Genomic DNA, 24,237 nt, shown 5'->3' with positions numbered 1-24,237 from the left:
GGCGTAGCGCCGCCACGCGAATGCTTAAGCGATGGTGACTTTGCCGTCCAGATAGACATCCTGCACGGCATTGATCAGCTTCACGCCGTCGGCCATCGATTTTTTAAACGCCTTACGGCCCAGAATCAGCCCCATGCCGCCCGCGCGCTTATTGATAACCGCGGTGCGCACGGCATCGGAGAGATCGGTTTCCCCGCCCGCGGCGCCGCCGGAGTTAATCAGCCCGGCGCGGCCCATATAGCAGTTCGCCAGCTGGTAACGCACCAGATCGATCGGATTATCGCTGGTGAGCTTGCTGTAAACCCGGTCATCGGTATAGCCGAAGTTCACCGCTTTATAGCCGCCGTTATTTTCCGCCATTTTCTGCTTCACGATATCCGCGCCGATGGTCGCCGCCAGATGGTTAGCCTGGCCGGTTAAGTCAGCGGAAACGTGGTAGTCGACGCCATCTTTCTTAAACGCCGAATTACGCAGATAGGCCCACAGCACGGTCACCAGGCCCAGTTCGTGCGCGCGCTCAAACGCAGCGGAGATTTCTTCGATTTGACGACGAGACTGTTCGGAACCGAAATAGATCGTCGCCCCGACCGCCACGGCCCCCATATTGAACGCCTGCTCAACGCTGGCGTACAGCGTCTGATCGTATTCGGTCGGGTAGCTCAGCGTTTCGTTATGGTTCAGCTTGACCAGGAAGGGGATGCGGTGCGCATAGCGGCGCGACACCGAGGCCAGCACGCCATAGGTGGAGGCCACGCAGTTACAACCGGCCTCAATGGCCAGTTCGACGATATTTTTCGGATCAAAGTACAGCGGGTTGGCGGCAAAAGAGGCGCCAGCAGAATGCTCTACGCCCTGGTCGACCGGCAGGATCGACAGATAGCCGGTTCCCGCCAGGCGGCCAGTGTTATACAGGGTTTGCATATTACGCAGCACCGCCGGCGGACGGTTGTTATCAACCATCACCCGATCGACGTAATCCGACCCCGGCAAATAGAGCTGGTCGGCTGGAATCGTCATACAGCGGTGCTGTAAAAGCGTGTCGGCATCTTTGCCAAGCAACTGCGTAATATCAGTCATAGCGATCTCCCGTAAGTGCCGGTCGAAACCGGCATGCGTTTTCCCAACCCAATTATTTTGGGCAGGTTAAGCCTGGTACCGACTCAGCAGATTTTCCAGCCGGGAGCCTATTTTTTCAGCATAGTCTGCTGACACGTTGTCTTGCCGTTTACCACCATGCGTGAAAATGGTGCACCGGACCGATACCGTGCCCCACTTCCAGCGAATCCGCCTGCGCCAGCGCCGCCGAGAGCCAGCCCTTGGCTTCCGCCACGGTTCGCCCCCAATCCTCGTAACGCGGACGCAGGGCCGCCAGCGCCGCCGACAGCGTACAGCCGGTGCCGTGGGTATTTTTGGTCTGCACTCTTGGCGCGGTAAAGCGCAGCTCCCCGTCGCGGGTAAAGAGCCAGTCCGGGCTTTCAGCGTCATCCAGATGGCCGCCCTTCATTAATACCGCCCCGCAGCCCATTCCCAACAGCGCTCTGCCCTGCTCCAGCATCTCCTGTTCCGTTCTGGCATGCGGCGCATCCAGCAGCGCCGCCGCTTCCGGCAGGTTCGGGGTGATCAGCGAGACCTGCGGCAGCAGGCGCTGGCGCAGCGTCTCTACCGCCGACGTTGAGAGCAGCGGATCGCCGCTTTTCGCCAGCATGACGGTATCCAGCACCACATTTTTAATCTGATAACGCGCCAGCCGTTCCGCCACCGCCTCGACGATATCGGTTTCCGCCAGCATCCCGATTTTGGTGGTATCGATGCGCACATCGCTGAAAACGGAATCGAGCTGTGCGGCGACAAAATCAGGCTCTATCCGGTACACCGACTGGACGCCGCGGGTGTTTTGCGCCACCAGCGCGGTGATGACCGAGCAGCCGTAAGCGCCCAGCGCCGAGAAGGTTTTGAGATCCGCCTGGATCCCCGCGCCGCCGCTCGGGTCGGTGCCGGCGATGGTTAGCGCATTAATTCGTTTCACAGATCGCCTCCCGCATAGAGCGCATCGAGGAAGGCGGGAGTAAAGCTGCCGGGGCCGCCCTGCAGCGCCGCTTTCCCCCCCGCGAGCTTCATCAGACCGCAGGCCGCGGCCACGTTTTCCAGCCGATCGCCGGGCATCGCCGCAGCGGCGGCAACCACCGCCGATAGCGCGCAGCCGGTGCCGACTACCCGGGTCATCAGCGGATCGCCGCCGGTGACCGCGCGCGTACGCTGGCCGTCGGTCACATAATCGACCTCGCCGGTTACCGCTACAACGGTATTCAGCTGGCGGGCCAGCGCCTGGGCCGCGGGCAGCGCTGCGGCGGCGGTATCGGTCGTATCGACGCCGCGCCCGCCGCCGCTCATTCCGGCCAGGGCCATAATTTCCGACGCATTACCGCGAACGGCGGCAGGCTGCAGCGCCAGCAGCTCCCGGCAAAATTCTGTCCGTAAGGTCAGAGCGCCGACCGCCACCGGGTCCAGCGCCCACGGTTTACCCGCCTGCTGCGCGCTGTGCGCCGCCGCACGCATCGCCGCCGCGCGTTCAACCGTCAGCGTACCGACATTAATCAGCAGCGCATCGGCAATGGCGGCAAACTGGCTGGCTTCGTCCGGGTCGATAACCATCGCCGGGGATGCGCCAATCGCTAACAGGACGTTGGCGGTAAAGGTCTGCACCACGTCGTTGGTCATGCAGTGAACAAGAGGAGAATGGCGGTGAAAAAGGTGCCGCAGATGGGCAATATGCGCGGGGTTCAGCAGGTCAGACATCGTTTGCTCCCGCCAGGCGATGAAGAAGCGACGACCCTGCGGTCTCTGACTTCCCTACGCTGGCATTATCCAGATCAGGTGGTACGGGTTTTTCTCAGCCTTCACAAGGAAGGGCACCCCGAGTCATTGAGAGATAAAAACGTTCTCAGCGGGCAGGTTACGGTAAGTCGCGGGACAACGCAAGCCGGCCCGGCGTAGGTATACAAGCGCGTGGCCATTCAAAATTAACAATAAGCAATCAAATAATTAACAAAATAAACACTTTTGCAGATACGTGTTTATAGTTTAGGAGGCGTTACAGGATGTAACCCGACGTCATATCGAAATTAACGAGTGAATCAGCGTAAACCCATGAGGATTCCGATGAAATTAACACCGATTATGAAAAGTCTGGCTCTGGCAGGAATTATCTCGACTCTCCCTGTGACCAGTTGGGCCGAAACGTCACCGAAAGAAGCCGCTGCGGCGACCAAACAGGCAAACGACGCGCTGTATAAACAGCTCCCCTTCTCCGACAACACCGACTTTACCAACGCGCATAAAGGTTTTATTGCCGCGCTTCCTACGGAAGTGATTAAAGGTGAACAGGGCAACGTTATCTGGAACCCGCAGCAGTACGCCTTTATCAAAGAGGGGGAAAAGCGCCGGATACGGTCAATCCCAGCCTCTGGCGTCAATCCCAGCTCATCAATATCAGCGGCCTGTTTGAAGTGACCGAAGGCGTGTACCAGATCCGCAACCTCGATCTCTCCAATATGACCATCATTGAAGGTAAAGAGGGCATCACGGTTGTGGATCCACTGGTATCAGCGGAGACCGCAAAGGTCGGAATTGATCTGTATTACAAAAATCGCGGCAATAAGCCGGTCGTTGCGGTGATCTACACCCACAGCCACGTTGACCATTACGGCGGCGTGCGCGGCGTGGTCGATGAAGCCGATGTCAAATCCGGCAAAGTCAAAATCTACGCGCCCTCCGGTTTTATGGAAGCAGCCGTTGCTGAAAATATTATGGCCGGTAACGTGATGAGCCGTCGCGCCAGCTATATGTACGGCAACCTGCTCAAACCGGATGCCACCGGCCAGGTTGGCGCAGGTCTCGGCACCACGACCTCTGCCGGCACCGTCACGCTGATTGCTCCCACCAATATCATCGAGAAAGATGGCCAGAAAGAGACCATCGACGGCCTGACCTACGATTTTATGCTGGCGCCGGGCTCGGAAGCACCGTCGGAAATGCTGTGGTATATCGAAGAGAAGAAGCTCATTGAATCCGCCGAAGATGTCACCCATACCCTGCATAACACCTACTCGCTGCGCGGGGCGAAAATTCGTGAACCGCTACCGTGGTCGAAATATATCAACGCCGCCATTGTGCGCTGGGGCGACAAGGCTGAAATCATTATGGCCCAGCACCACTGGCCGACCTGGGGTAATGAGAACGTGGTTAACCTGCTGAAAAGCCAGCGCGACCTGTATCGGTACATTAATGACCAGACTCTGCGCATGGCCAACGAGGGCCTGACCCGCGATGAGATCGCCGCCAAATTCAAGCTGCCGGACAGCCTGGCCAATACCTGGGCCAACCGCGGCTACTACGGCTCCGTCAGCCATGACGTGAAGGCTACCTACGTCCTCTATCTCGGCTGGTTCGATGGCAACCCGGCTACGCTGGACGAGCTGCCGCCGGAAGAAGCGGCGAAGAAGTTCGTTGATTATATGGGCGGCGCCGACGCTATCCTCAAGAAAGCCAAAGAAGATTACAACCAGGGCAACTATCGCTGGGTAGCTCAGGTAGTCAGCAAAATTGTCTTCGCCGATCCCGGTAATCTGGAGGCGCGCAATCTGGAAGCCGATGCCCTGGAGCAGCTGGGCTATCAGGCGGAATCAGGACCGTGGCGTAATTTCTACCTGACCGGCGCGCAGGAGCTACGCAACGGCGTCGTGAAAGGCCCGACGCCGAATACCGCCAGCCCGGATACCGTGCGGGCCATGACCCCGGAAATGTTTTTCGACTATCTTGCGGTCCATATCAACGGCGAAAAAGCCGGAACCGCCAAAGCGGTATTCAATATCGACCTTGGTAACGATGGCGGTAAATATAAGCTAGAGCTGGAAAACGGCGTGCTCAACCACACCGCCGATGCCGAAGCCAAAGACGCCGACGCTACCATCGCGCTGGATCGCGCCACGCTGAACAAAATCATCCTGAAAGAGGAAACGCTAAAACAGGCGGAGGATAAGGGTGAAGTCAAAGTGACCGGCGACGGCGCGAAGCTGGACGAGATGCTGGGCTATATGGATAAATTTGAGTTCTGGTTCAATATCGTGACGCCGTAAATAAGCTCCCGCGGCGGCCAGCTGCGGGATTCCCCTCCCGGAGTCGACGCGCGCCGGTCAGCGCAGCGAACTTAGCAATAATGCGAAACATTCCTCAATCAGCGGCGGCAAAGGCTGCGGCCCGCGCATCAGCGCCACGGTTCGCGTCAGCGCGGGCTGCTGAAGCTGCGCCACCTTTAACGCCGGATCCTGAAGGTGGGTAGTATACAGCTCAGGCAGAATCGCCACCGCCAGCCGGGAACGCACCAGGCCGTAAAGCGTTTCAATATAGTCAACCTGATAACGCGTATTCAGCGTGAGGCGATGGCTCTCCGCCAGCGCGCCGACCAGACGCTGAATATTGCCCTTTGAGAACACCGCGATATCGCGCCCCGCGAGCAGCTTCCACGGCAGATGCGGCTGCCCGGCCAGCGGATCGTCACAGTGCAGCACCGCCACAAACGGATCGTCGCGCAGAGGATAAACCTGCAGCTCAGGCGGTAACGAACTGTCTATTGCGCCAACGGCAAAATCTATCTTTCCCGACCGCAGCTCGCAAAACAGGGCGTCGTTGGTCTGATCGTGAAACTCCACCCTCAGGCGCGGAAACGCCTGGGCCAGCGTTTGCGGCAGCAGCGGAAACAGCAGCGAGCTCACCGAGGGCACCAGCCCGATACGCACCGTACCGTCGCCGCCGGCCTCGACTATCTGCTGCATATCCTGAAACGCCAGCTGCGCCACGCTCAGCACCCGCCGGGCGTGGGGCAAAATCGCCGCACCCAGATCGGTTAAGGTCACCGCCGAGGCGGTGCGGTTGACCAGCTTGCCGCCGAGCACCGTCTCGATTTGCCGCAGCGCGCTGCTTAGCGCCGGCTGGCTGATAGCCAGCCGGTTGGCGGTGTCGGTGAAGTGGCGTAGCTGGGCCAGGGTCACAAAGTACTGGATCTGCTTAAGGGAGAGCGCGGGCAGACGCTGCCAGGGTTCAGTCATCATGTTTTCATCAATGGTGAGCATGCAGAATAACCCGAGGTTATCGGGCGATAAATTTATTCATCTGGGCAAACGTTTGCTCTGCCCCTAGAGTATCCCCATTATCCTTGTGCCGGAGTTGTTATGTCCAGCAGTGCTGAAACCCGCCGCCGCGCCGTGCAGGCCGCACGCGGCGAATCCCCGTTCGATCTCTTATTAACCGACGCGCAGATTGTCGATATGGCCACCGGAGAGATCCGCGAGGCCGACGTCGGGATCGTCGGCGAAACCATCGCCAGCGTGCACCCGCGCGGCAGCCGCTCCGATGCCCACGAACGCCGCTCGCTGGCGGGATATTTCCTGTCGCCGGGGCTGATGGACACGCACGTCCACCTTGAAAGCTCCCACCTGCCGCCTGAACGCTATGCCGAAATCGTCCTGGCTCAGGGTACCACGGCGGTATTCTGGGACCCGCACGAGCTGGCCAACGTGCTGGGCGTCGAAGGCGTGCGCTACGCCGTCGCCGCCAGCCGCCATCTGCCGCTGCAGGTGATGGTCGCGGCGCCTTCCAGCGTGCCGTCGACGCCGGGACTGGAGATGTCCGGCGCCGATTTTGCCGGCGCGGAGATGGAAACCATGCTGGCCTGGCCGGAAGTTTGCGGCGTCGCCGAAGTGATGGATATGCACGGCGTGCTGCACGGCAGCGAGCGGATGCAGGAGATTATCCAGGCCGGTCTCAATAGCGGCAAGCTGATCGAAGGCCACGCCCGCGGTTTGCGCGGCGCGGATCTGCAGGCCTACCTTGCCGCCGGGGTCACCTCCGATCACGAGCTCACCTCGGCGGATGATGCGCTGGAAAAACTGCGCGCCGGGCTGACTATCGAAATTCGCGGCTCGCACCCTTACCTGCTGCCGGATATCGTTAACGCGCTGAAAACGCTGCCGCATCTCTCCTCGCAAATCACCGTCTGCACCGACGATGTGCCGCCGGATATGCTGCTGGAAAAAGGCGGCATTATCGCCCTGCTCAACCTGCTGATTGAGCACGGACTGCCGGCCACCGACGTCCTGCGCTTCGCCACCTTAAACGCGGCGATCCGTCTGCAGCGTAACGATCTGGGGCTGATTGCCGCCGGACGCCGCGCCGATCTGGTGGTTTTTGATTCATTAGAAAAGCTCGACGCGCGGGAGGTGTACGTCGCCGGGAAGCTGATTGCCCGCGAGGGCGCCCTGCTTGAGTCGATTCCGCCGGCGCCGGGTATTACCCCGCCGCGCGATACCCTGCAGATGCCGCCGCTCAGCCCTGACGATTTTATCCTCCGCGTCGGCGCGATTCGCCACGGCGTCGCCCGCCTGCGGCATATTCGCGGCGCGCGCTTTACCCAGTGGGGAGAGGTTGAGGTGCAGGTCCGCGATGGCCGGGTGCAAATCCCGGACGGGTTTAGCCTGGTTTGGGTTAAGCACCGCCACGGTCGTCACCAGGCGACGCCGCAAATTGCGCTGCTGGAAGGCTGGGGCGAGCTGCGCGGCGCCATCGCCACCAGCTACTCCCACGATTCCCACAACCTGGTGGTGCTCGGCCGCGATGCCGACGAGATGGCGCTGGCGGCAAACCGCCTGATCGCCTCCGGCGGCGGTATGGCGCTGTCTCAGCAGGGAAAAATCCTTGCCCACGTGGCGATGCCGATTGCCGGAATGCTTTCCGACTTGCCCGCTCCGGAGCTGGCCAGACAGTTCCGCCAGCTTCGCGACCTGAGCGCGGAGGTCGCCGACTGGGAGCCGCCCTATCGCGTATTTAAGGCTATCGAAGGCACCTGCCTTGCCTGTAACGCCGGGCCGCATTTGACCGATTTAGGTTTGACCGACGGCAGCACCCGCCAGATCGTCGAGCCGCTGATAGACTGCCGGGAAATCCCGGAACACACAGAACACAACAATAATCATCAGGGAGCCTGAGCATGGCCGACAATACCCTTCATTCATCCACGCAAGGAAGCTGGCTGGAGCGCCGTTTTGCCTTGTATTCCCGCGGCAGCACGCTGCGCACCGAATGCCTCGCGGGCATCACCGGCTTTCTCGCCGCCGCCTACCTGCTGGTGGTTATCCCCGGCCTGCTGGCGGTTGGCGGGATGGATAAAGGCGCGGCAACCACCGGCACGATTCTGGTGTTCGTCGGCGGCACGCTGCTGATGGCGTTTTATGCCAACCTGCCGTTTATCGTCGGGCCGGGCATCGGCGGCTCGGTGCTGGTCGGCGTCACGCTGGCGGGCAGCGAAGGCATTGGCTGGCAGATTGGTCTTGGGATCGCCTGCTGGTCGGGGATTCTGTTTTTCCTGCTAACCAGGTTCGGCCTGCGTGAAGTGGTGACCCGTTCGGTGCCGCAGTCGATCAAGCTCGGCCTGACGGCCTCCATTGGGCTGTTTGTCGCGGTGCTGGGTTTCCGTAACGCCGGGCTGGTGCTGGCTAACGCCAAAACCAACGCCCTGATGCTCGGCGATTTTCTCTCACCAGAGGCGCTGGTGGCGCTCTGCGGGCTGTTTCTGGCCATCGCCCTGCAGGCGAGAAAAATCCCCGGCTCAATTCTGTGGGCGATTCTCTTTGCCACCCTGGTCGGCATTCCGATGGGCGTCACCAGACTCCCGGGCAGCTTTATCGATATGCCGCATTCGCTGACGCCGGTGCTGGGGCAAATCGATATGCTGGGCGCGCTGAATATCGCCTTCCTGCCGTTCCTGTTCGTCTTTTTCGCCTCAGAGTTCTTTTCCACGATGGGCACCACGCTGGCGGTAGGCGGCGAAGCGGGTCTGCTGGATGAAGAAGGCAATATGCCGCATATCAATCGCCCGTTTATGGTTGATTCGATCGCCGCGGCCGTTGGCCCCTGGCTGGGCATTCCGGCGGCGACCGCGCTGATTGAATCCTCGGCGGCAGCGGAAGCCGGCGGTAAAACCGGGCTGACCGCGCTGTCGGCGGCGGTGATGTTCCTCCTGATGCTGCTGTTTACCCCGGTGGCGCTGATGATTCCGAAAGAGGCGACCGCGCCTGCGCTGATCCTCATTGGCCTGAATATGTTCAGCGGCCTGCGCAAAGTGGACCTGGCAAACTTCACCGACGGCCTGCCGGTGCTGATGATGGTGATGATTACGCTGATTGCCAATAGCTTCGGGACCGGGATTGCCGGCGGGCTGCTGTTTTATGTGGTGATTAAAACGATTGCCGGCAAATGGCGGGAAATCCCCATCGGGCTGTGGATCCTTGCGATTCCGCTGGTCTACTACTTTGCCACGCTGGTGAAGCATTAAGCTTCGCATCGATCGTTCTCCCGTGGCGGCGCTGGCGCGCCTGTCCGGGCTACCAATCCGTAGCCCGGCTAAGCGCAGCGCGAACCGGGAAAAAGCCACGCCGATCCGTCCCCCCGACACCGTTCCCGGAGGCGGCGCTGGCGCACCTGTCCGGGCTACCGGCCCGCAGATTGCTGTGAACCCGTAGCCCGGCTAAGCGCAGCGCGAGCCGGGGAAAAGCCACGCCGATGCTTCACCCTGACACCGTCCCGGAGGCGGCGCTAGCGGCCCGCAGAGGGCGCGCGGGAATGAACCGCTTCGCACGCCTCTTTCACCGCCTCATACAGCAACCGTACCGCAGGCGAAAGCTGCTTGCGGTGCGGGCAAATCATATTCAGCGGCACCACGTCGCCCTGATACTCCGGCAACAGCACCTGGAGCCGCCCTTCACGGATATCATCCCCGACGTCGAGTTCAGATTTGAACGCGATCCCCTCCCCGGCAACCGCCAGGCGGCGAATCACCTCCGCATCATCGCTCACGATAGTGCCGGCAACCTGCACGTAATGGACCTTCCCGTCCAGGCTCAGCGGCCAGCGATCGAACGCCCTGCCGCGCAGCACGTAGGTCAGCGCATTGTGCCGGGCCAAATCTTCCAGCGTCTTCGGTTCGCCGTGTTCGGCTATCCAGCCGGGCGAGGCCACCAACATCCGGCGGTTCTCCGGCGCGACGGGCAGGGAAATAAACGAGGCATCGTCGTTATCGCCGTAGCGAAACGCCACGTCTACCGGATCTTTAAATACGTCGGTCCGATGATCGGAAAACAGTATCCGCAGGCGCAGCGCGGGATGGCGCTGGCGAAAAGCGCGAAACACGCGCAGAAGCAAGTTGCGCCCCAGGTCGGACGGCACGGCAATTTGTAACGTACCGCGTACTTCGTCATCCGGCGTGCTGATTTTTTGCAGCCCCGCGTGCAGCGTATCAAGCATCTGCGTGGCATAGGGCAGCCAGGTTTCGCCTTCCGGCGTCAGGCGTAAACTCCGCGTAGAACGGGCAAAAAGACGAATATTCAGCGTCGTTTCCAGACGCTTGATCGCCGCGCTCACCTGCGCGGGCTGCAGCCCGGCCTCTCGCGCCGCATCGCTGAAGCTGCTTAACGCCGCAGCGCGGACAAACAATGCCAGATCTTCCAGCCGGAACATACACACTCCTCAACCCGGATTATTCTCAAAACAAGCGCGCGCCGATGAAAAACGGCGCTGCATCACCGTTTGCTTACACTTTTAACCAAACCAACGCTTGCCAATCCCTTGACGTATCAGGAATCATACGAGGCTGCGATTTTGTGTCCAGGATAATAATGGGGAAATTATGCGTAAAACAAAAATGATGCTTCTGGGCGTACTGTTGGCCTGCGCCAGCGGCGCGTGGGCGGCGACCGGCGAAGGTATACAGAAATATGAGCTGGATGGGGTCACCGCGGACTTCAAACAATTTCACATCGGCGATACCGTCCCGCCGCTGTACCTCACGCCAGAATACAACATCAAGCAGTGGCAGCAGCGCAATTTGCCTGCGCCGGATGCCGGGACCCGCTGGACCTATATGGGCGGAAGCTACGTGCTGATTACCGAAACCGAGGGGAAAATCCTCAAAATTTATGATGGCGAGATTTTCTACCATCGCTAAAAGCTGAACGCCAGCGCGCTCTCCCTGCCGCTGGCGTTTTTTTGTGGCAAAGCGCTATTCGTTAAAGCGGTTCTGTTTTTGCATAAATTCCTCGACGGCAATATATGAAGCAACCTGCTCATAGAGCATTAAAATACTTAATATCAGATCGCCACCGCTACGCAGTAAATCATCCGGGGCCGTACGACTCTTGTCATCCGATAAAAAAACAATCTGTTCAAAAATATCACTGTACTCACCATAAGCGCCAATCGGAATCTCAGCTATCGGGAGATGCTCCTGGCAATAACGCAACGCGTCTGCTGCTTTCTCCGGCAGCGAGCGCGTATGCATAAAAATAACCAGTAGTTCTCGTAACTTAACGATTAGAGCAATATTATTCATCATGCACTCCGGAAATGTGTACGGCTATACTTTCCTTCCATCGTTTTTATATACGTATTACTGATAACATCCACGTTTCGCCAAATAAAAAGCCAAAATTAAATCTCATCACGGCGAATTAAAATCGTTACTTCTTTGCTATTAAAGCTCGCACAACCGCCAGAGGAAAACAATGTTAGCAATATGTTTTATTGATTAATCTCAATATCGCTAAATGTGAATAAAAATAAATAATATTTAACAGCGATATTATTCGCGCGGTGATTATCTCCTCGGTAGAAAACCGGGGACGGAAAAAATAAAAAACCGCACGGCGAAAAACGCCGGGCGGCTCAGGATAGTGAGGAGATTAGACCGCGCGGAAGGCTATCTCTCCGGGAATGACTTCCCCCTGCCAGTACAGCTGCGCCGCGACGCGGTCGGCCAGCTGGCGGTAGGTCTCGGTAAACTCGCTTTCCGGACGCGCAACCACCGTCGGCGTCCCTTTGTCGAGGTCTTCGCGCAGGGTAATATGCAGCGGCAGCTGGCCCAGCAGCTGAGTATGATATTTCTCCGCCAGCTTCTGCGCGCCGCCGGTACCGAAAATCGGCTCGTGGTGTCCGCAGTTGCTGCAGATATGCATGCTCATGTTTTCCACGATACCCAGCACCGGTACCTCGACTTTTTCAAACATCACGATGCCTTTTTTGGCGTCGATCAGGGCAATATCCTGCGGCGTGGTGACGACGACCGCGCCGGTGACCGGAATGTTTTGCGCCAGCGTCAGCTGAATATCACCGGTGCCCGGCGGCATATCCAGTACCAGATAATCGAGATCCGGCCACAGCGTTTCCTGCAACATCTGCATCAGCGCCTTGCTGGCCATCGGGCCGCGCCACACCATGGCGTTGTCGTCGGTCACCAGATAACCGATGGAGTTGGTAGCGAGACCGAATTTCATAATCGGCGCCATATGGGTGCCGTCCGGCGAAGTCGGACGCTGATCTTCCGCGCCGAGCATGGTCGGAATCGACGGCCCGTAAATATCGGCATCCAGAATGCCGACTTTCGCCCCTTCCGCCGCCAGCGCCAGCGCGAGGTTGACCGCCGTCGACGATTTACCCACCCCGCCCTTGCCGGAGCTGATGGCGATAATGTTTTTCACGCCGTTGATGCCCGGCTGATTTTTTACCCGCTGAAGCGTGGCGATGCTGTGCGTCAGCTTCCAGTCAATGGCTTTGGCGCCGGTAATGCGCAGCAGCTCGGCGCTGCACTGCTCCTTCAGCGCTTCAAACGCGCTGTTCCAGACGAACGGCATCTGAATTTCAATGTGCACGGTCTCGTCCAGCCAGGCGACGTGATGCAGCGCCTTCAGCGTAGTGAGGTTATGTTTCAGGGTTGGGTGCTGGAAATTAGCCAGGGTCCCGGCGACCATCGCGCGCAGACGCTCGGGGGATTTGGCCTGGGATTGCGAACTCATCCCGACTCCTTTGTTATTGTGAGTTGAATCTTGTGCGTTAAGTTTACCTTAAAGGGAATAATTCCCCCACCATAAGCTTTGGGCTTACCAAATTATTGCCTTTGCGGTAACATCAAAACCCCTTTTTACAATAGAAGATGTAATGCCCACTATGACTCAAGTCGCGAAGAAAATTCTGGTAACGTGCGCGCTGCCGTACGCAAACGGCTCAATCCACCTCGGCCACATGCTGGAGCACATCCAGGCTGATGTCTGGGTCCGTTACCAGCGAATGCGCGGCCACGAAGTCAACTTCATCTGCGCCGACGACGCCCACGGCACCCCGATCATGCTGAAAGCGCAGCAGCTCGGAATTACTCCGGAGCAGATGATTGGCGAAATGAGTCAGGAGCATCAGACCGATTTTGCTGGCTTCGACATCAGCTACGACAACTACCACTCCACGCACAGCGATGAAAACCGCGAGCTGTCGGAGCTCATCTACACGCGCCTGAAAGAGAACGGTTTTATCAAAAACCGCACCATCTCTCAGCTTTACGATCCGGAAAAAGGCATGTTCCTGCCGGACCGCTTTGTGAAAGGCACCTGTCCGAAGTGTAAATCACCGGATCAATACGGCGATAACTGCGAAGTATGCGGCGCGACCTACAGCCCGACCGAGCTTATCGAGCCGAAATCGGTCGTCTCCGGCGCGACGCCGGTGATGCGCGAGTCCGAGCACTTCTTCTTCGACCTGCCGTCGTTCAGCGAAATGCTTCAGGCGTGGACCCGCAGCGGCGCGCTGCAGGAGCAGGTGGCGAATAAAATGCAGGAGTGGTTCGAGTCCGGCCTGCAGCAGTGGGATATCTCCCGCGATGCTCCGTACTTCGGCTTCGAAATCCCGAACGCGCCGGGTAAATACTTCTACGTCTGGCTGGATGCGCCGATCGGTTACATGGGCTCCTTTAAGAACCTGTGCGACAAGCGCGGCGACGCCACCAGCTTCGAAGAGTACTGGAAGAAAGACTCTACTGCCGAGCTGTACCACTTTATCGGCAAAGACATCGTTTACTTCCACAGCCTGTTCTGGCCGGCGATGCTGGAAGGCAGCAGCTTCCGCAAACCGACCAACCTGTTCGTTCACGGCTACGTGACGGTCAACGGCGCCAAGATGTCCAAGTCGCGCGGTACCTTTATTAAGGCCAGCACCTGGCTGAATCATTTTGACGCCGACAGCCTGCGCTACTACTACACCGCCAAGCTCTCGTCGCGTATCGATGATATCGACCTGAACCTGGAAGACTTCGTGCAGCGCGTCAACGCCGATATCGTCAACAAGGTGGTTAACCTTGCCTCGCGTAACGCCGGTTTCATCAACAAGCGTTTCGACGGTATGCTGTCCGCCGAGCTGGCCGATCCTCAGCTGTATAAAACCTTCACCGATGCGGCAGCAAGCATTGGCGATGCGTGGGACAGCCGCGAGTTCGGGAAAGCCATCCGCGAAATCATGGCGCTGGCCGACGTGGCAAACCGCTACGTTGACGAGCAGGCGCCGTGGGTGGTCGCCAAACAGGAAGGCCGCGACGCCGATCTGCAGGCCATCTGCACCATGGGCCTGAATATGTTCCGCGTGCTGATGACCTGGCTGAAGCCGGTTCTGCCGCAGCTGGCCGCCCGCGCCGAAGCGTTCCTCAACGGCGAACTGAGCTGGGATGCTATCCAGCAGCCGCTGCTCGGTCACAAGGTTAACGCCTTTAAAGCGCTGTATAACCGCATCGAAATGAAGCAGGTTGAGGCGCTGGTCGAAGCGTCGAAAGAAGAAGTGAAGGCGCTGTCAGCGCCGGTCACCGGCCCGCTGGCGGACGATCCGATTCAGGAAACTATCACCTTTGACGATTTCGCCAAAGTGGATATGCGCATCGCGCTGATTGAAAACGCCGAGTTCGTCGACGGTTCCGATAAGCTGCTGCGCCTGACGCTGGATCTCGGCGGCGAGAAGCGTAACGTCTTCTCCGGCATCCGCTCCGCCTATCCGGATCCGCAGGCGCTGATTGGCCGCCTGACGGTGATGGTCGCTAACCTGGCGCCACGCAAAATGCGCTTCGGCATCTCTGAAGGCATGGTGATGGCCGCAGGTCCTGGCGGGAAAGATATCTTCCTGCTCAGCCCGGACAGCGGCGCTCAGCCGGGCCAGCAGGTCAAGTAAGGCTGTATAAAGCGCTGCTCCGGCAGCGCTTTTTTTTTTAGAGCGCCACGATATTGTCGACGACATCGCCCGCCGGGTGCTGGCGCAGAAAGAAGAAAACGCTGGCATAGGCGCGAAACGGCGACTTCCGAGGATACGCCCGGCACCATCGCCCAATTCTGTATACAATTAGAGATGATGATTGATTAACAAGGAATGATAATGAAATTTAACCGCAGGATGACCGCCGCTCTGGGCGCCACGCTATTGATGGCCGCGCTTGTTGGCTGCGATAACAACAAAGATGAGGTCAAAACGTTTAACAACACGATCAACGGCGTTGATCTGACCTACATCTATCACTACAAAGGCGATGTCGTCACCCGCCAGGACGCGGAGAATACTATCCCCTATCAATCACTCGGGGTAAGTAACGAAGAGCAGGCGCGCAAGGTCATCGACCCTATCGGCGCGGCCTACAGCAAAATCAAAGGCGTTACCCACAGCGTCGACTATAAAGAGAACGTCGCGCAGGAACACCTCTCCATCGACTTTAATCAGGCTAAAATCAGCGAGCTGTGTCACTTGCCGGGGGCCAGTTTTTCCGACTGTTCACAAAAGTTCATTTCGCTAAGCGAGTCGGAGAAATTGCTGAAATCGCAGGGTTTTAAAGAAGTGAAACAGCCCTGACTGGTGCGGAGTACTCCCGGCTTGCGCTGCGCTGAGCCGGGCTACGGAGCCGTGCATTTAGTAGCCCGGCTCAGGCGTTTACGCCGCAAGCCGGGGAGGCATATCAGGATTTCGCTTGTTCGCGCTCGGTCAGTCCGCGCAGGAAGTAGCGCAGAAACTGGTCGCCGCATTCGCGGAAGTTTTTATGATCCGGGGCGCGCATCATGGCGGTGATTTCCGGCATGGAGACGCGGAATTTCTGCTGGGTGAGGATAGCGAGAATATCATCCGTCTTCAGGGAGAAGGCAATACGCAGCTTTTTCAGCACGATGTTATTATTCACCCGGCGTTCGACCGCCAGCGGCGGCGCGGACGCATCTTTACCGCGTTTGTCGTAAATCAGGCCGTTGAGGAAATTCGACAGCACGATATCCGGGCAGCGCACAAACCCCTCTTCGTCTTCTTTTTTCAGCCAGGGAACCAGCTGTTCCGCGCTGACCGGCGCATCCGCCAGGGCAAAAATACGAACCAGGCCGCTGTTATTGGTTTTCAGGGTGTAGCGCAGGCTACGGAGAATATCGTTACTGATCATATTGCCTTCATGATGAAAAAATCTGCCGCTAAGTCTATCACGATTCCGCCGTTTTACAGCCCAATCGCCTCTTTCAGGCTCTTCAGGTAGCGGCGGCTGACCGGCACCGTTTGGCCAGCGCGCATCAGCAGCTCCGCCTGGCCGTTCTCCTCAAAGCGGATCTCCATGAGATGGGACATGTTAACCAGATACTGCCGATGGCAGCGCAGCAGCGGCGTTCGGCTCTCGAGCGTGCGCAGGGTGAGCTCGGTAAAGCCCTCTTTCCCTTCGCGGTCGGTCACATAAATCCCGCTCATCCGGCTGCTGACGAAGGCCACATCTTCCATCTGCAGCAGCCAGATCCGGCTGTGTCCGGTGCAGGGAATATACTTTAGCGCCTGCTGGGTATCGTCGAGCACGGTCATATCCTGCAGGCTGCGCTCCTGGCGCAGGCGAAACAGCGTTTTTTCCAGCCGGGCGGACTCAATCGGCTTCAGTAAATAATCAAACGCGTGCTCTTCAAAGGCCTTCACCGCGTACTCGTCAAACGCGGTAAGGAAGACGATATAGGGCCGATGCTGCGGATCGAGCATGCCGACCATCTCCAGACCGCTGATGCGCGGCATCTGGATATCCAGAAACAGCACGTCCGGGCGCAGCTTATGTACCGCGCCAATCGCCTCGACGGCATTCCCGCATTCGCCAACGATCTCAATATCAGGCTGGGTCTCCAGCAAAATACGCAGGTTTTCACGCGCCAGCGGCTCGTCGTCGACAATTAATACTTTTAACATGCGCTTTCCTCCAGAGGCAGTCTCAGCGTGACGCGGGTAAAACATTCCGGCTCGCAGGTTACGGTGATCCCGCAGTCGGTGCCAAAGCGCGCCCGCAGTCTGCGGTCGACCAGGTTCATGCCCAGCCCGCTGGCGCTGGGTTTGTCCTGATACAGCCCGGCATTATCTTCAATATCCAGCTGCAGCCAGCGCTCTTGCTGACTGGCGCGGATGGTGATTTCGCCCACCCCAAGGTGCTGCGAAGTCCCGTGTTTAATCGCGTTTTCGACGATTGGCTGCAGGGTAAACGCCGGTAGCTGATGCTGCCCCAGCGCCTCGGGCACCAGCATATGAATCTGCAAATTGGTCTGAAAACGCGCTTTCTCAATCTGCAAATAGGCGTTCACATGTTCAATCTCATCGGCCAGGGTCACGATCTCCGCTGGCCGCTTCAGGTTTTTGCGGAAAAAGGTCGACAGATACTGCACCAGCTGCCCGGCCTGGTCGCTATCGCGGCGAATCACCGCTTTTAGCGTATTCAGCGCGTTGAACAGGAAGTGCGGGTTTACCTGGGCGTGCAGCAGCTTGATTTCCGACTGCGTCAGCAGCGCCTTTTGCCGCTCATACTGTCCGGCCAGGATCTGCGCCGACAGCAGCTGCGCAATTCCCTCCCCCAGCGTGCGGTTGATGGAGCTAAACAGGCGGTTTTTCGCTTCATAGAGTTTAATGGTACCGATGACCCGCTGATTTTCGCCGCGCAGCGGGATGACCAGCGTCGAGCCCAGCTTGCAGTTCGGATGAATCGAGCAGCGGTAAGGCACCTCGTTGCCGTCGGCGTAAACGACTTCGCCGGTATCGATCGCCTTTTGGGTATAGAGCGAAGAGATGGGTTTGCCCGGGAGGTGGTGATCGTCGCCGATCCCGGTAAACGCCAGCAGCTTGTCGCGATCGGTTATCGCCACCGCGCCGATATCCAGCTCCTGGATCAGCACCTGCGCGACCTTCATGCTGTTCTCTTCGTTGAACCCCTGGCGCAGGATCCCCTCCGTCGAAGCGGCGACCTTCAGCGCCGTAGCCGAGAAGGCCGAGGTATATTTTTCAAACATCGCTCGCTTATCCAGCAGGATGCGCATAAATAGCGCCGCCCCGACGGTGTTGGTGACCATCATGGGCGCGGCGATGCTTTGTACCAGATGCAGGGCATCTTCGAACGGGCGAGCGATAAGCAGAATAATCAGCATCTGCACCATCTCGGCGAAAAAGGTGATCGCGCCGGCGGTGAGCGGGCTGAAGACTTTGTCCGGCCGCCCGCGTTTGACCAGAATACTGTGTACCAGCCCGCCGAGTAGCCCTTCTACGATGGTGGATACCATACAGCTCAGCGCGGTCATGCCGCCCAGCGAGTAGCGGTGAAGCCCGCCGGTCAGCCCCACCAGGCCGCCAACCACCGGCCCGCCCAGCAGGCCCCCCATCACCGCGCCGATGGCGCGCGTATTGGCGATCGAGTCTTCGATATGCAGCCCGAAGTAGGTACCGAGGATGCAGAAAATGGAGAAGGTTACGTAGCACAGGAGCTTATGCGGCAGCCGGACGGTAACCTGCATTAACGGGATGAACAGCCGCGTTTTGCTCATCAGCCACGCAATAACCAAAAACACGCACATCTGCTGAAGCAGCAGCAACACCAGATCAAACTCGTACATACCCGCAGACCACACTTCATTTGAAAGCGCGTAACATACACTGCTTGCTTATAACTTTCTTTGAAGCAATACATGAAAATGATAATTCATGTTCAGGATCACATTTCTTCGCGTCTCGCCGGCTCAAATCTGTACAAAAAACAGACAAAAATTCCCGCTTCGGCAAACAGCTTCTACAGTTAATGGAGGAGAACACAGCGGGAGGAGAAAATGGCGCTTTATACAATCGGCGAAGTGGCCCAGCTTTGCGATATCAATCCCGTGACGTTACGCGCCTGGCAGCGGCGCTACGGATTACTGAAACCCCAGCGTACCGACGGCGGCCACCGCCTGTTCAACGAATATGAGATAGACCGGATTCGCGAAATTAAACGCTGGATTGACTCCGGCGTGCAGGTGGGGAAAGTGAAAACGCTGCTGATGGATAATGAACAGGAGATGGCCGACGGCTGGCGCAAGCAGCAGGAAATTTTGCTCGGTTATCTGCAAAACGGTAGCTACCATCGCCTGCGTATGTGGCTTAAGGAGCGCAACCACAGCGAGTCAGCGCAAATTCTGGTGAAGAATCTGATTAATCCATTACGCCAGCGCCTGCTTAGCCCGCAGCCCACGCTGCTGGCGCTGCGGGGCATCCTTGATGGTATTCTGATTAATCATATCGCCCGCACTCTTTCATCCACGGCAAAATATCCCGGCAGCCATGCGCTGATTATCGGCTGGAATGTGAACGATATCACTCGGCTATGGCTGGAGGGCTGGATAGCCAGCGAACAGGGCTGGCGGGTGGACATTCTCGCCCATTCGCTGAACCAGCTCCGACCGGAGCTTTTCCCGGAGAGTACGCTGATGGTCTGGTGTGGAGAAGTGCCCTGTAGCGCCCAGGTCAATCAAATGCGCCTCTGGGAGCAGCAGGGGCAGATTATCTGGCTGAATCACGCCACCGCCACGTCTCCCGGAGGCGGCGCCTGACGCGCCTGTCCGGGCTACGGGTTATCTGCAATCTGTGGCCCGGTAGCCCGGCTAAGCGCAGCGCAAGCCGGGTAGAAACCGCAGCAATGCCACATCGCGGCACATTCCCCGGGTTGCGGCGTAAACGCCTTACCCGGGCTACGGGCCCGCAGACGGTGATGAACCGAAGCCCGGCTAAGCGCAGCGCAAGCCGGGTAGAAGCAGCAGCAATGCCACGTCACGGCATATTCCCCGGGTTGCGGCGTAAACGCCTTACCCGGGCTACCGGCCCGTAGACGGTGATGAACCGTAGCCCGGCTAAGCGCAGCGCAAGCCGGGTAGAAGCCGCAGCAATGCCACGTCGCGGCACATTCCCCGGGTTGCGGCGTAAACGCCTTACCCGGGCTACCGGCCCGCAGACGGTGATGAACCGTAGCCCGGCTAAGCGCAGCGCAAGCCGGGGGGGTTGTCGTAGCTAAAAAGCAATTAATGTTTTATTAACACCTGCGCTTCACCGTATAATCCCTGCGTTAACATCAGGAGCCTATTATGAAGCCAGCGAAAATTGCGGTGATTACCCTGTTCTTATTTATGGCCATCAGCGGCATCGGCGGCGTGATGCTGGCCGGTTATTCATTTATTGTTCGCGGTGGTGTCGGCTGATTCGCCGGTTCAGCCGTTCAAACCCCCGGTCGACGATAATCGCCGCCAGCGCCACCAGCAGTGCCCCCTGAATCACATAAGCGGTATTAAATCCGCTGAGGCCGATAACAATCGGCGTGCCGAGCGTATTCGCGCCGACGGTTGAAGCAATGGTCGCCGTACCGATATTGACGATGGTCGAGGTACGAATTCCGGCCAGCATCACCGGCGCCGCCAGCGGCAGCTCAACTTTTATCAGCCTCTGCCAGCCGGTCATCCCCATTCCCTGAGCGATAGCTAACACACCGGACGGTACCGCCCCAATCCCGGCCAGCGTGCCCTGCAAAACCGGTAAGATGCCGTACAGCACCAGCGCAATAAGCGCGGGCTGCCAGCCAAACCCCATCACCGGAACCGCAATCGCCAGCACCGCGACCGGCGGAAACGTCTGCCCCATTGCGGCAATCGTCTCCACCAGCGGGCGAAACTCATGCCCCGCCGGACGGGTGACCGCAATCCCGGCGACGACGCCCACCACCGTAGCCGCGAGGCTGGAGAGCGCCACCAGCCAAAAGTGCGCCAGGGTAAGAGAAACAAAACTCTCCTGCTGATAAACCGGACGCGGCAGTTCGGGAAACAGCGCGCTGAACAGCGGCGCGCTGTAGGGCAACGCCAGCAGCAGCGCGATAAACATGGCGCTGAGCCACAGCAGCGGATCACGCAGCACCTTCACGCCGGGCCTCCTCGCGCAGCAGGTCGGCAAAATGCAGCGTCCCGCAGGCCTCTCCCTGCTCATCGACCACCGGCAGCACCTCGCGGCGATGAGCAACGAACTGCGACAGCGCCTCGCGCAGGGTCATCGTCACGTTCAACGCGTCCCCCGCCAGGCGCTCATCGCGGCGCAGATAATCACTCACGCCGCGTAGCGACAGCAGGCGCACGCCCAGTTCGCTACGGCCAAAGAACGTCTCCACAAACGCATTTTTTGGCTCCAGCAGCATCTGCATCGGCTCACCCTGCTGTACCACTTCGCCGCCGTCCATCAACACCAGATGGTCCGCCAGCCGCAGTGCCTCATCGATATCGTGAGTCACCAGCACAATAGTGCGTCCCAGCAGGCGATGAATGCGGATCATCTCCTGCTGCAAGGCTTCGCGCGTCACCGGATCGAGCGCGCCGAAGGGTTCATCCATCAGCAGCACTTCCGGGTTGGCGGCCAGCGCGCGCGCCACGCCGACGCGCTGCTGCTGGCCGCCGGAAAGCTGATGCGGGTAGCGTTCGCGCAGGCCCGGCTCCAGCCCCAGCAAGGCCATCAGCTCATCGACCCGCGCCTGGGTCTTCTGCCGCGACCACTTTTGCAGCTGCGGGACGGTGGCAATGTTCTGCGCCACCGTCCAGTGGGGGAACAGGCCGATGGACTGGATGGCGTAGCCCATTCTGCGGCGCAGTTCGAGCACCGGCTGCTGGCGAATATCCTGCCCGGCGAAACGGATCGTCCCGCTGTCGTGCTCCACCAGGCGATTAATCATCTTCAGCGTGGTCGACTTCCCCGAGCCGGAGGTGCCAATCAGCACCGAAAATGCCCCCTCGCGCAGATGCAGATTGAGGTTTTTCACCGCAGGCTCTCCGGCAAAGGCTTTATTGACGCCGTCGAACTCAATCACGGGCCTCTCCTTTCAGTAATGCGCCCCACAGCGCGAATAACGCATCCACCACCACCGCCAGCGCGATGGTCGGGATAACCCCCAGCAGCACCAGATCCAGCGCGCTGCTGAGCAGCCCCTGGAAAACCAGCGCGCCGAAGCCGCCCGCGCCAATCAGGGCCGCCACCACCGCCATACCCACGGTTTGTACGCTGACCACCCGCAGGCTGCGCAACAACACCGGCAACGCCAGCGGTAGCTGTACCTGACGAAAGCGCTGCACGCCGCTCATCCCCATCGCCGTCGCGCTCTCCAGCGCTTCGCGCGGCACCTGCTGAAGGCCGATCGTCACCCCGCGCACCAGCGGCAATAGCGCATACAGCACCAGCGCAATCAGCGCCGGCGTGATGCCGGTGCCGGAAACGCCGAGCTGCGCCAGCGACGGAAACTGGCGCGCCAGTCCGGCCAGCGGCGCGATAAGCAGGCCAAAAAGCGCGACGGAGGGAACGGTCTGAATCACGTTGAGAACGGCAAAAACCGGCGATTGCCAGCGGGGGTAGCGCCAGAGCCAGACGCCAACGGGCAAGCCAATCAGCAGCCCCGGCAGCAGGGTCCCCAACAGCAGCGTCACATGCTGGGACAGCGCATCGTCAAACACCTCGCGGCGATTGAAATACTCTTTCAGCAAAGAGAGGCCATCGAGCGCGCCGAGCCCCAGCAGCAGCGCGGGCAGCAGCCAGACCTGCGCGTTCAGCAGCCAGCGCCACAGGGCTCGGGTCGTCAGGCGACGAACGGCATCGCTGGCGATAAGCAGGCACAGGGCCAGCGCCAGCCACAGGCCGCTTCCCGGCGAGGTGCGGGCCAGCGGAGAACCGCTCTGAGCCAGCTGTACCGCCGCACTGCCGGCTCCCCACAGCAATAAAGGCAGCAGCAGATCCGCCAGCAGGAAGATAACCAGCAGCGGGAGACGCCCGGGACGCCAGCTCAGCAGCGCTATCAGCAGCCCTGCCGCCCCCTGTACGCCCGCCAGCCACGGCCAGACCTGCCATAGCCAGCGCCCCTCGCCGGATAACAGCCGGTTAGGCGCATAGTTGATAAACGGCAGCGCCATCGCCAGCAGCAGGAGGAATGCCAGCAGCAGCGCAACCCGGTTACAGCAACGAGTGGTCACGCGCGCCCTACTTCAGCAGCCCTTTCTGTTGCAGATAGTCGGCGGCGACTTTCTTCGCATCCAGGCCCTCAACCGCAATACTGGCGTTCAGCTTTTGCAGCGTCTTTTCATCCAGGCTGGCGAAGACCGGCTGTAGCCAGTCGGCTATCTGCGGATACGCTTTTAACACCGCTTCACGTACGACCGGCGTGGGCGCATAAATCGGCTGCACGCCCTTCGGGTCGCTCAGGGTTTGCAGACCCAGCGCGGCGACCGGGCCATCGGTACCGTAGGCCATCGCCGCATTCACGCCGGAGGTTTGCTGCGCCGCCGCTTTGATGGTGACCGCCGTATCGCCGCCCGCCAGCGACAGCAGCTGATTTTGCTTGAGTGTGAAGTCGTAGGCTTTTTCAAACGCCGGCAGCGCGTCCGGCCGTTCAATAAATTCCGCCGAGGCGGCCAGCTTAAAGTCACCGCCCTTTTTCAGATAGCCGGCAAGGTCGCTTAATGAGGCGAGGTGGTTTTTCTCCGCCAGATCCTGACGGACGGCGATAGTCCAGGTGTTGTTGGCCGGAGCCGGGGTAAGCCAGACGAGCTTATTCTTTTCCGCATCCAGCTTTTTAACTTTTTCGTATCCCTGCTGCGCGTTTTTCCACGCCGGGTCGTTCTCCTCTTTGAAGAAGAACGCGCCGTTGCCGGTATATTCCGGGTAAATGTCCAGCTCACCGGCGGTTATCGCCCCGCGCACCACCGGGGTGGTGCCGAGCTGGATTTTATTGACGGTTTTCACCCCGTGGTTTTCCAGAACCTGCAAAATAATATTGCCGAGCAGCGCCCCTTCGGTGTCAATTTTTGAGCCGACCTTAACCGGCTCCGCCGCCTGCAGCGGCAGGCTTATCAGGGCCGCCAGCGCCAGCGTGCCGGACCACATACTTGCCTTAATCATCCTCGCGTCCCTCTTTAATTTGCGCTCCATTAACAGGAGCTTAAGCAAAAAGCGTAGTTCATTTGGGGCGGAGCGGAAAAAGAAAAGGCCGATAAATCGGCCTTTGGGGTAAGGAATGCGTGTTCCCGGATG

21 protein-coding genes, 1 pseudogene and 1 riboswitch are annotated in these 24,237 nt (G+C 59.1%); of the genes and pseudogenes, 8 read left to right on the top strand and 14 right to left on the bottom strand.

All coding sequences use genetic code 11. The features are described from left to right. Positions 1–24: 24 nt before the first annotated feature. The 3 genes from fbaB to thiM all read right to left on the bottom strand — a co-directional run bounded on the left by fbaB (position 25) and on the right by thiM (position 2,796). On the bottom strand, positions 25–1,077 hold the full coding sequence (gene fbaB / locus ACESQ2_RS15575) for a class I fructose-bisphosphate aldolase (RefSeq protein WP_004852587.1): 1,053 nt from the start codon (positions 1,075–1,077) through the stop codon (positions 25–27). A 148-nt stretch (positions 1,078–1,225) separates the two neighbouring features. Beyond that, positions 1,226–2,026: a bifunctional hydroxymethylpyrimidine kinase/phosphomethylpyrimidine kinase gene (thiD, locus tag ACESQ2_RS15570; RefSeq protein WP_373170830.1), complete on the bottom strand. Its 801-nt coding sequence runs from the start codon at positions 2,024–2,026 to the stop codon at positions 1,226–1,228. Beyond that, entirely contained in the window at positions 2,023–2,796 is a 774-nt protein-coding gene (thiM, locus tag ACESQ2_RS15565; protein ID WP_048260769.1) for a hydroxyethylthiazole kinase, read from the bottom strand. The genes thiD and thiM overlap by 4 nt, the downstream gene beginning before the upstream one ends. A 34-nt stretch (positions 2,797–2,830) precedes the next feature. Further along, a riboswitch (TPP riboswitch) is annotated at positions 2,831–2,927 on the bottom strand. A 232-nt stretch (positions 2,928–3,159) separates the two neighbouring features. On the opposite strand from thiM, the pseudogene ACESQ2_RS15560 reads away from it, so the two are divergent. Further along, a pseudogene (locus ACESQ2_RS15560) lies at positions 3,160–5,135 on the top strand (alkyl/aryl-sulfatase). A 57-nt stretch (positions 5,136–5,192) separates the two neighbouring features. Here ACESQ2_RS15560 and ACESQ2_RS15555 read toward each other — a convergent pair. After that, positions 5,193–6,107: a LysR family transcriptional regulator gene (locus ACESQ2_RS15555; protein ID WP_170911950.1), complete on the bottom strand. Its 915-nt coding sequence runs from the start codon at positions 6,105–6,107 to the stop codon at positions 5,193–5,195. 120 nt (positions 6,108–6,227) lie between these two features. On the opposite strand from ACESQ2_RS15555, the gene ACESQ2_RS15550 reads away from it, so the two are divergent. Both ACESQ2_RS15550 and ACESQ2_RS15545 read left to right on the top strand, forming a co-directional pair. Then, complete coding sequence (locus ACESQ2_RS15550) at positions 6,228–8,039, top strand: adenine deaminase (RefSeq protein WP_046877545.1); 1,812 nt, start codon at positions 6,228–6,230, stop codon at positions 8,037–8,039. Positions 8,040–8,041: 2 nt separating this feature from the next. Then, on the top strand, positions 8,042–9,385 hold the full coding sequence (locus ACESQ2_RS15545) for an NCS2 family permease (protein ID WP_046877546.1): 1,344 nt from the start codon (positions 8,042–8,044) through the stop codon (positions 9,383–9,385). A gap of 260 nt (positions 9,386–9,645) precedes the next feature. Here the strand turns inward: ACESQ2_RS15545 and ACESQ2_RS15540 are convergent, their stop codons facing one another. Beyond that, on the bottom strand, positions 9,646–10,566 hold the full coding sequence (locus ACESQ2_RS15540) for a LysR family transcriptional regulator (RefSeq protein WP_014230127.1): 921 nt from the start codon (positions 10,564–10,566) through the stop codon (positions 9,646–9,648). Positions 10,567–10,735: 169 nt separating this feature from the next. Between ACESQ2_RS15540 and ACESQ2_RS15535 the strand changes: the two genes are divergently transcribed. Beyond that, positions 10,736–11,053 carry an RcnB family protein gene (locus ACESQ2_RS15535; RefSeq protein WP_004852605.1) on the top strand — a complete coding sequence of 106 codons (318 nt, stop codon included), beginning with the start codon at positions 10,736–10,738 and terminating at the stop codon, positions 11,051–11,053. Between the two features lie 54 nt (positions 11,054–11,107). Here ACESQ2_RS15535 and ACESQ2_RS15530 read toward each other — a convergent pair whose 3' ends face one another. Together ACESQ2_RS15530 and apbC are read right to left on the bottom strand one after the other, a co-directional pair. Further along, on the bottom strand, positions 11,108–11,437 hold the full coding sequence (locus ACESQ2_RS15530) for a hypothetical protein (RefSeq protein WP_004852607.1): 330 nt from the start codon (positions 11,435–11,437) through the stop codon (positions 11,108–11,110). Between the two features lie 349 nt (positions 11,438–11,786). Continuing rightward, on the bottom strand, positions 11,787–12,896 hold the full coding sequence (apbC, locus tag ACESQ2_RS15525; RefSeq protein WP_004103811.1) for an iron-sulfur cluster carrier protein ApbC: 1,110 nt from the start codon (positions 12,894–12,896) through the stop codon (positions 11,787–11,789). Between the two features lie 151 nt (positions 12,897–13,047). On the opposite strand from apbC, the gene metG reads away from it, so the two are divergent. Both metG and ACESQ2_RS15515 read left to right on the top strand, forming a co-directional pair. Further along, a complete protein-coding gene (gene metG, locus ACESQ2_RS15520) occupies positions 13,048–15,081 on the top strand; it encodes a methionine--tRNA ligase (RefSeq protein WP_032693702.1) in 2,034 nt (677 codons plus the stop codon). Positions 15,082–15,282: 201 nt separating this feature from the next. After that, positions 15,283–15,750 carry a YehR family lipoprotein gene (locus ACESQ2_RS15515; protein ID WP_014230129.1) on the top strand — a complete coding sequence of 156 codons (468 nt, stop codon included), beginning with the start codon at positions 15,283–15,285 and terminating at the stop codon, positions 15,748–15,750. A 103-nt stretch (positions 15,751–15,853) separates the two neighbouring features. Here ACESQ2_RS15515 and ACESQ2_RS15510 read toward each other — a convergent pair whose 3' ends face one another. From ACESQ2_RS15510 to ACESQ2_RS15500, 3 genes are read right to left on the bottom strand one after another with little or no spacing between them, the layout of a single operon-like run. Then, positions 15,854–16,321 (bottom strand): DUF1456 family protein, encoded by a 468-nt coding sequence (locus ACESQ2_RS15510; protein WP_373170828.1) that lies wholly within the window; start codon positions 16,319–16,321, stop codon positions 15,854–15,856. A 53-nt stretch (positions 16,322–16,374) separates the two neighbouring features. After that, a complete protein-coding gene (btsR, locus tag ACESQ2_RS15505; RefSeq protein WP_046877547.1) occupies positions 16,375–17,094 on the bottom strand; it encodes a two-component system response regulator BtsR in 720 nt (239 codons plus the stop codon). Then, positions 17,088–18,776, bottom strand: a complete 1,689-nt coding sequence (locus tag ACESQ2_RS15500; protein ID WP_004852614.1) for a sensor histidine kinase — start codon at positions 18,774–18,776, stop codon at positions 17,088–17,090. The genes btsR and ACESQ2_RS15500 overlap by 7 nt, the downstream gene beginning before the upstream one ends. A 210-nt stretch (positions 18,777–18,986) precedes the next feature. On the opposite strand from ACESQ2_RS15500, the gene ACESQ2_RS15495 reads away from it, so the two are divergent. Both ACESQ2_RS15495 and ACESQ2_RS15490 read left to right on the top strand, forming a co-directional pair. Then, a complete protein-coding gene (locus ACESQ2_RS15495; RefSeq protein ID WP_373170826.1) occupies positions 18,987–19,745 on the top strand; it encodes a MerR family transcriptional regulator in 759 nt (252 codons plus the stop codon). 528 nt (positions 19,746–20,273) lie between these two features. Next, on the top strand, positions 20,274–20,387 hold the full coding sequence (locus tag ACESQ2_RS15490; protein WP_004103838.1) for a protein YohO: 114 nt from the start codon (positions 20,274–20,276) through the stop codon (positions 20,385–20,387). Here the strand turns inward: ACESQ2_RS15490 and ACESQ2_RS15485 are convergent. The 4 genes from ACESQ2_RS15485 to ACESQ2_RS15470 are packed head-to-tail and all read right to left on the bottom strand — an operon-like array spanning position 20,362 to position 24,105. Then, the gene (locus ACESQ2_RS15485; protein ID WP_014230132.1) at positions 20,362–21,099 is read right to left on the bottom strand and encodes an ABC transporter permease; all 738 of its coding nucleotides are present in this window, start codon (positions 21,097–21,099) and stop codon (positions 20,362–20,364) included. The two genes, ACESQ2_RS15490 and ACESQ2_RS15485, sit on opposite strands and share 26 nt — an antisense overlap. Next, entirely contained in the window at positions 21,083–22,030 is a 948-nt protein-coding gene (locus tag ACESQ2_RS15480) for an ABC transporter ATP-binding protein (RefSeq protein WP_025106766.1), read from the bottom strand. Before ACESQ2_RS15480 ends, ACESQ2_RS15485 begins: the two co-directional genes overlap by 17 nt. Further along, complete coding sequence (locus ACESQ2_RS15475) at positions 22,023–23,180, bottom strand: ABC transporter permease (protein WP_025106765.1); 1,158 nt, start codon at positions 23,178–23,180, stop codon at positions 22,023–22,025. Before ACESQ2_RS15475 ends, ACESQ2_RS15480 begins: the two co-directional genes overlap by 8 nt. Before the next feature lie 7 nt (positions 23,181–23,187). Continuing rightward, the gene (locus tag ACESQ2_RS15470) at positions 23,188–24,105 is read right to left on the bottom strand and encodes an ABC transporter substrate-binding protein (RefSeq protein WP_049102896.1); all 918 of its coding nucleotides are present in this window, start codon (positions 24,103–24,105) and stop codon (positions 23,188–23,190) included. Between the last annotated feature and the right edge of the window lie 132 nt (positions 24,106–24,237).

The sequence above is a fragment of the Klebsiella sp. Q11 genome (assembly GCF_964241505.1).
Lineage (GTDB): Bacteria > Pseudomonadota > Gammaproteobacteria > Enterobacterales > Enterobacteriaceae > Klebsiella > Klebsiella michiganensis.
Note: the sequence above shows the minus strand (reverse complement) of the source record. Positions and strands in the feature narration are given on the sequence as shown.

What these genes read in the sequence shown, in the direction of transcription:
- fbaB (WP_004852587.1), bottom strand. Translation starts at nt 1,077, where the DNA reads ATGACTGATATTACGCAGTTGCTTGGCAAAGATGCCGACACGCTTTTA.
- thiM (WP_048260769.1), bottom strand. Translation starts at nt 2,796, where the DNA reads ATGTCTGACCTGCTGAACCCCGCGCATATTGCCCATCTGCGGCACCTT.
- ACESQ2_RS15555 (WP_170911950.1), bottom strand. Translation starts at nt 6,107, where the DNA reads ATGATGACTGAACCCTGGCAGCGTCTGCCCGCGCTCTCCCTTAAGCAG.
- ACESQ2_RS15550 (WP_046877545.1), top strand. Translation starts at nt 6,228, where the DNA reads ATGTCCAGCAGTGCTGAAACCCGCCGCCGCGCCGTGCAGGCCGCACGC.
- ACESQ2_RS15545 (WP_046877546.1), top strand. Translation starts at nt 8,042, where the DNA reads ATGGCCGACAATACCCTTCATTCATCCACGCAAGGAAGCTGGCTGGAG.
- ACESQ2_RS15540 (WP_014230127.1), bottom strand. Translation starts at nt 10,566, where the DNA reads ATGTTCCGGCTGGAAGATCTGGCATTGTTTGTCCGCGCTGCGGCGTTA.
- ACESQ2_RS15535 (WP_004852605.1), top strand. Translation starts at nt 10,736, where the DNA reads ATGCGTAAAACAAAAATGATGCTTCTGGGCGTACTGTTGGCCTGCGCC.
- ACESQ2_RS15530 (WP_004852607.1), bottom strand. Translation starts at nt 11,437, where the DNA reads ATGAATAATATTGCTCTAATCGTTAAGTTACGAGAACTACTGGTTATT.
- apbC (WP_004103811.1), bottom strand. Translation starts at nt 12,896, where the DNA reads ATGAGTTCGCAATCCCAGGCCAAATCCCCCGAGCGTCTGCGCGCGATG.
- metG (WP_032693702.1), top strand. Translation starts at nt 13,048, where the DNA reads ATGACTCAAGTCGCGAAGAAAATTCTGGTAACGTGCGCGCTGCCGTAC.
- ACESQ2_RS15515 (WP_014230129.1), top strand. Translation starts at nt 15,283, where the DNA reads ATGAAATTTAACCGCAGGATGACCGCCGCTCTGGGCGCCACGCTATTG.
- ACESQ2_RS15510 (WP_373170828.1), bottom strand. Translation starts at nt 16,321, where the DNA reads ATGATCAGTAACGATATTCTCCGTAGCCTGCGCTACACCCTGAAAACC.
- btsR (WP_046877547.1), bottom strand. Translation starts at nt 17,094, where the DNA reads ATGTTAAAAGTATTAATTGTCGACGACGAGCCGCTGGCGCGTGAAAAC.
- ACESQ2_RS15500 (WP_004852614.1), bottom strand. Translation starts at nt 18,776, where the DNA reads ATGTACGAGTTTGATCTGGTGTTGCTGCTGCTTCAGCAGATGTGCGTG.
- ACESQ2_RS15495 (WP_373170826.1), top strand. Translation starts at nt 18,987, where the DNA reads ATGGCGCTTTATACAATCGGCGAAGTGGCCCAGCTTTGCGATATCAAT.
- ACESQ2_RS15490 (WP_004103838.1), top strand. Translation starts at nt 20,274, where the DNA reads ATGAAGCCAGCGAAAATTGCGGTGATTACCCTGTTCTTATTTATGGCC.
- ACESQ2_RS15470 (WP_049102896.1), bottom strand. Translation starts at nt 24,105, where the DNA reads ATGATTAAGGCAAGTATGTGGTCCGGCACGCTGGCGCTGGCGGCCCTG.